Annotated in this window: 3 protein-coding genes; 1 reads left to right on the forward strand and 2 read right to left on the reverse strand. The window is 72.0% G+C overall.

Features of this window, described 5'->3' with window-relative positions:
• A partial coding sequence (locus tag ACFU99_RS35140) for a helicase-related protein (protein ID WP_384400103.1) occupies positions 1 to 1,405 on the reverse strand: 1,405 nt, incomplete at its 3' end.
• Positions 1,406 to 1,525: 120 nt separating this feature from the next.
• The gene (locus ACFU99_RS35145; protein ID WP_384400106.1) at positions 1,526 to 2,329 is read right to left on the reverse strand and encodes a class I SAM-dependent methyltransferase; all 804 of its coding nucleotides are present in this window, start codon (positions 2,327 to 2,329) and stop codon (positions 1,526 to 1,528) included.
• A gap of 353 nt (positions 2,330 to 2,682) precedes the next feature.
• On the opposite strand from ACFU99_RS35145, the gene rpsA reads away from it, so the two are divergent.
• Positions 2,683 to 4,197, forward strand: a complete 1,515-nt coding sequence (gene rpsA, locus ACFU99_RS35150; protein WP_384400109.1) for a 30S ribosomal protein S1 — start codon at positions 2,683 to 2,685, stop codon at positions 4,195 to 4,197.
• The last annotated feature ends 39 nt before the right edge of the window (positions 4,198 to 4,236 follow it).

Below are 4,236 nucleotides of genomic sequence, written 5' to 3' on the forward strand. Positions count from 1 at the left end.
ACTCACGGGGAGGCTCCTCGCTCAGCAGCGCCACGACCTCGGCCGCCCGTCGCGGGCCGACCTCGGGCGCCCCGTCCAGAAGGGCCCGTGCGAGCCGGGGGTGCAGCCCGAGCCGGGCCATCCGACCGCCCCGCCGCGTGGCGCGGCCGTCCGCTCCCACCGCGCCGATGGCGCTCAGCACCTCCCGGGCGGCGGCCAGCGCACCGGCCGGGGGCGGATCGAGCAGGGCGAGCCCCGACGCGTCCGGGTCGCCCCAGCAGGCGGCCTGCAACGCGAACGCCGTCAGGTCCGCGACCGTGATCTCCGGGGCCGGGAAGCGCGGCAGCCGCGCGTCGTCGGCCTCCGTCCAGCAGCGGTAGACGACGCCCGGAGCCTCACGCCCCGCCCGTCCGGCCCGCTGTCGCGCGGCGGCGCGGGAGGCCCGTACGGTCGTGAGCGCGCTCAGCCCCCGCGCGTGGTCCGTGCGGGGCTCGCGGGCCAGCCCCGAGTCCACCACGACGCGCACCCCCGGCACCGTGAGGCTCGATTCGGCGACCGACGTCGCCAGGACCACCCGCCGCCCGGCTCCGCCCGCGAGGACCGCGTCCTGCACGGCGGCCGGCGCGCGGCCGTGCACCTGGAGCACCTCGGCCCCGAGCGCTTCCGCGCCACCCAGCAGCCCGGCGACCCGGCCGATCTCGCCGACGCCCGGCAGGAAGCACAGCACGTCGCCGTCCCGTTCGCGCAGCGCCCGGCGCACGACCGCGGCCACGTGGTCCAGCAGGGCCGGGTCCACCCGCATCCCGTGCGGCGGCCGCACCGGGCGCCGCGGCGGGGCCCAGACGGTCTCCACGGGGTGCGCGACGCCCTCGGCCGTCACGACGGGCGCGTCGCCGAGCAGCCGGGCCCAGCCCTCCGCGTCCGTCGTCGCGGACGCCGCCACCAGCCGCAGCTCAGGCCGGAGCGCCGCCCGTACGTCCAGCAGGAAGGCGGCGGTGGTGTCGGCGTCGAGGTGCCGTTCGTGGCACTCGTCGAGCACCACGGCGTCGACGCCCGCCAACTCCTGGTCGCGTTGCAGTCGTTGCAGGAGCACACCCGTCGTCACCACCTCGACAACGGTCCGCCGTCCCGCCTTGCGCTCGCCGCGCACGGTGAACCCGACCCGCTCGCCGACGTCCTCGCCCAGCAGCCACGCCATCCGGCGGGCGGCGGCGCGGGCCGCGATCCGGCGCGGCTCGGCGACGATCACCCGGCGCGCGGGCCCGCCGCCGGCCAGCCCGGCGAGCACCAGCGGCACCAGGGTCGTCTTGCCGGTGCCGGGCGGCGCGCAGAGCACCGCCGCGCCGTGCCCGTCCAGGGCCTCGGTCAGGGCGGGCACGGCGGTGCGTACGGGCAGGCGGTCGAGCGCGTCAGTGCGGATGGTCACCGCTTCATCTTCGCAGCGGTCCCGGCCGGCGCCGGAGCCCTGTGGATAACCTCCCCTACCGCCGGGACGGCGAGGCGGGACGCCGGTGAGACAGCGAGGCGGGACGCCCGTACGACAGGGTCAGTCGCGCTCGCAGATGAAAATGGCCGTGCCGGGGATGAGGTTGCCGCGCAGCGGGGACCAGCCGCCCCACTCCTGGCTGTTCCACGCCGGCCACTCCGGCTCGACGAGGTCGACCAGGCGGAAGCCGCCGGCCACCACGTCCCGTACCCGGTCGCCCAGGGTCCGGTGGTGTTCCACGTAGACGGCGCGGCCGTTCTCGTCCTGTTCCACGTAGGGCGTGCGGTCGAAGTACGAGGCGGCGACGGAGAGCCCTTCGGGGCCCGGCTCGTCGGGGAAGGCCCACCGGACGGGGTGGGTGACGGAGAAGACCCAGCGGCCGCCGGGTCGTAGCACCCGCCGCACCTCGCGCATCACGCGCACCGGGTCGGAGACGAACGGGACGGCTCCGTAGGCCGAGCACGCGAGGTCGAACGTCTTGTCGGGGAAGGGCAGGGCCCCGGCGTCGGCCTCCACGACGGGGAACGCGGAGCCGATGCGCAGGGCGTGCTGGAGCTGCCGGTGGGAGAGGTCGAGCGCGACCGGGCGGGCGCCCTGGGCGGCCAGCCAGCGGGAGCACTGGGCCGCGCCCGCGCCGATCTCCAGGATGTCGCGGCCCTTCAGCTCGGCGGCGGGGCCGAGCAGCCCGGCCTCGGCCTCGTCGAGGCCCTCGGGTCCCCACACGAAGCGGTCGTCGCCGAGGAACCCGCCGTGCTCCTGCTGGTACTCGTCGGCGTTCCGGTCCCACCAGCCGCGGTTGGCGCGGCTGCTCTCGGCGGTTCCGGCGGCGCGCCGGGTGGCCTCCGGCTCATGCTCTTGGATCATCGTGACGCCCGTCGTACCCTTCGTTCGGGTCGTTGGCCGCGGAGCGCGGCACGACCCTTGTGGCCTCGCTGAACATGAGTTGTGCCAGGTATGGGATGTTCTGTCCTGGGTGTGCGCCTTCGCGCATTGACCGTGCCCGGCTGCCCCCGTATGCTACAAGTTGCGCTGCGGGCCTGCGCACCTCAGACGGAGCAGGTCGCGCTCGCACTTGTTGTATGTCCCCTCGGTTGTCGAGGCGCTTCCGGTTCTGCCGGAAGGTGCGCTTCTAAGGCTGTCCGGCTTCGGCAGTGCGATACCGGCTCACGGCGTAGCAGTACCTACGACTCACTGTCCGTACCGGAGCCCTTTCCCACATGACGAGCAGCACCGAGACCACCGCCACCACCCCGCAGGTTGCGGTCAACGACATCGGTAACGAGGAAGCCTTCCTCGCCGCGATCGACGAGACGATCAAGTACTTCAACGACGGCGACATCGTCGACGGCGTCATCGTGAAGGTCGACCGGGACGAGGTCCTGCTCGACATCGGTTACAAGACCGAAGGCGTCATCCCTTCCCGCGAGCTCTCGATCAAGCACGACGTCGACCCGAACGAGGTCGTCAAGGTCGGCGACGAGATCGAGGCCCTGGTTCTCCAGAAGGAGGACAAGGAAGGTCGACTCATCCTGTCCAAGAAGCGCGCTCAGTACGAGCGTGCCTGGGGCACGATCGAGAAGATCAAGGAAGAGGACGGGATCGTCACCGGTACCGTCATCGAGGTCGTCAAGGGTGGTCTCATCCTCGACATCGGCCTCCGTGGCTTCCTGCCGGCGTCTCTCGTCGAGATGCGCCGCGTCCGCGACCTCCAGCCCTACGTGGGCAAGGAGCTCGAAGCCAAGATCATCGAGCTGGACAAGAACCGCAACAACGTGGTCCTGTCCCGCCGTGCCTGGCTTGAGCAGACCCAGAGCGAGGTCCGCCAGACCTTCCTCACGACCCTGCAGAAGGGCCAGGTCCGCTCCGGCGTCGTCTCCTCGATCGTCAACTTCGGCGCGTTCGTGGACCTCGGCGGCGTCGACGGTCTGGTGCACGTCTCCGAGCTCTCCTGGAAGCACATCGACCACCCCTCCGAGGTCGTCGAGGTCGGTCAGGAAGTCACCGTCGAGGTTCTCGACGTGGACATGGACCGCGAGCGCGTGTCCCTGTCGCTCAAGGCGACGCAGGAAGACCCGTGGCAGCAGTTCGCCCGGACCCACCAGATCGGTCAGGTCGTCCCGGGTAAGGTCACCAAGCTCGTTCCGTTCGGTGCGTTCGTGCGCGTCGACGAGGGCATCGAGGGCCTGGTCCACATCTCCGAGCTGGCCGAGCGCCACGTGGAGATCCCGGAGCAGGTCGTCCAGGTCAACGACGAGATCTTCGTCAAGGTCATCGACATCGACCTGGAGCGCCGCCGCATCAGCCTCTCGCTGAAGCAGGCCAACGAGTCCTTCGGCGCCGACCCGTCGGTGGTCGAGTTCGACCCGACCCTGTACGGCATGGCCGCGTCCTACGACGACCAGGGCAACTACATCTACCCCGAGGGCTTCGACCCCGAGGCGAACGACTGGCTCGAAGGCTACGAGCAGCAGCGTGAGGCCTGGGAGACCCAGTACGCCGAGGCGCAGCAGCGCTTCGAGCAGCACCAGGCCCAGGTCATCAAGTCCCGTGAGGCCGACGAGCAGGCCGCGGCCGAGGGTGCCGCGGCTCCCGCCGCCGGTGCCGGCGCCGGTGGCGGCAACGCCTCCGGTGGTGGCTCGTACTCCTCGGAGTCGGCGGACAACTCCGGCGCCCTGGCGTCGGACGAGGCCCTGGCCGCGCTCCGCGAGAAGCTGGCCGGCGGCCAGAGCTGACGCTCTGCTCCGCGGTAGGTAGTCGTAGCTGACTGAGGT

Source organism: Streptomyces sp. NPDC057654 (assembly GCF_042800135.1).
In the GTDB taxonomy this organism is placed as follows: Bacteria; Actinomycetota; Actinomycetes; order Streptomycetales; family Streptomycetaceae; genus Streptomyces.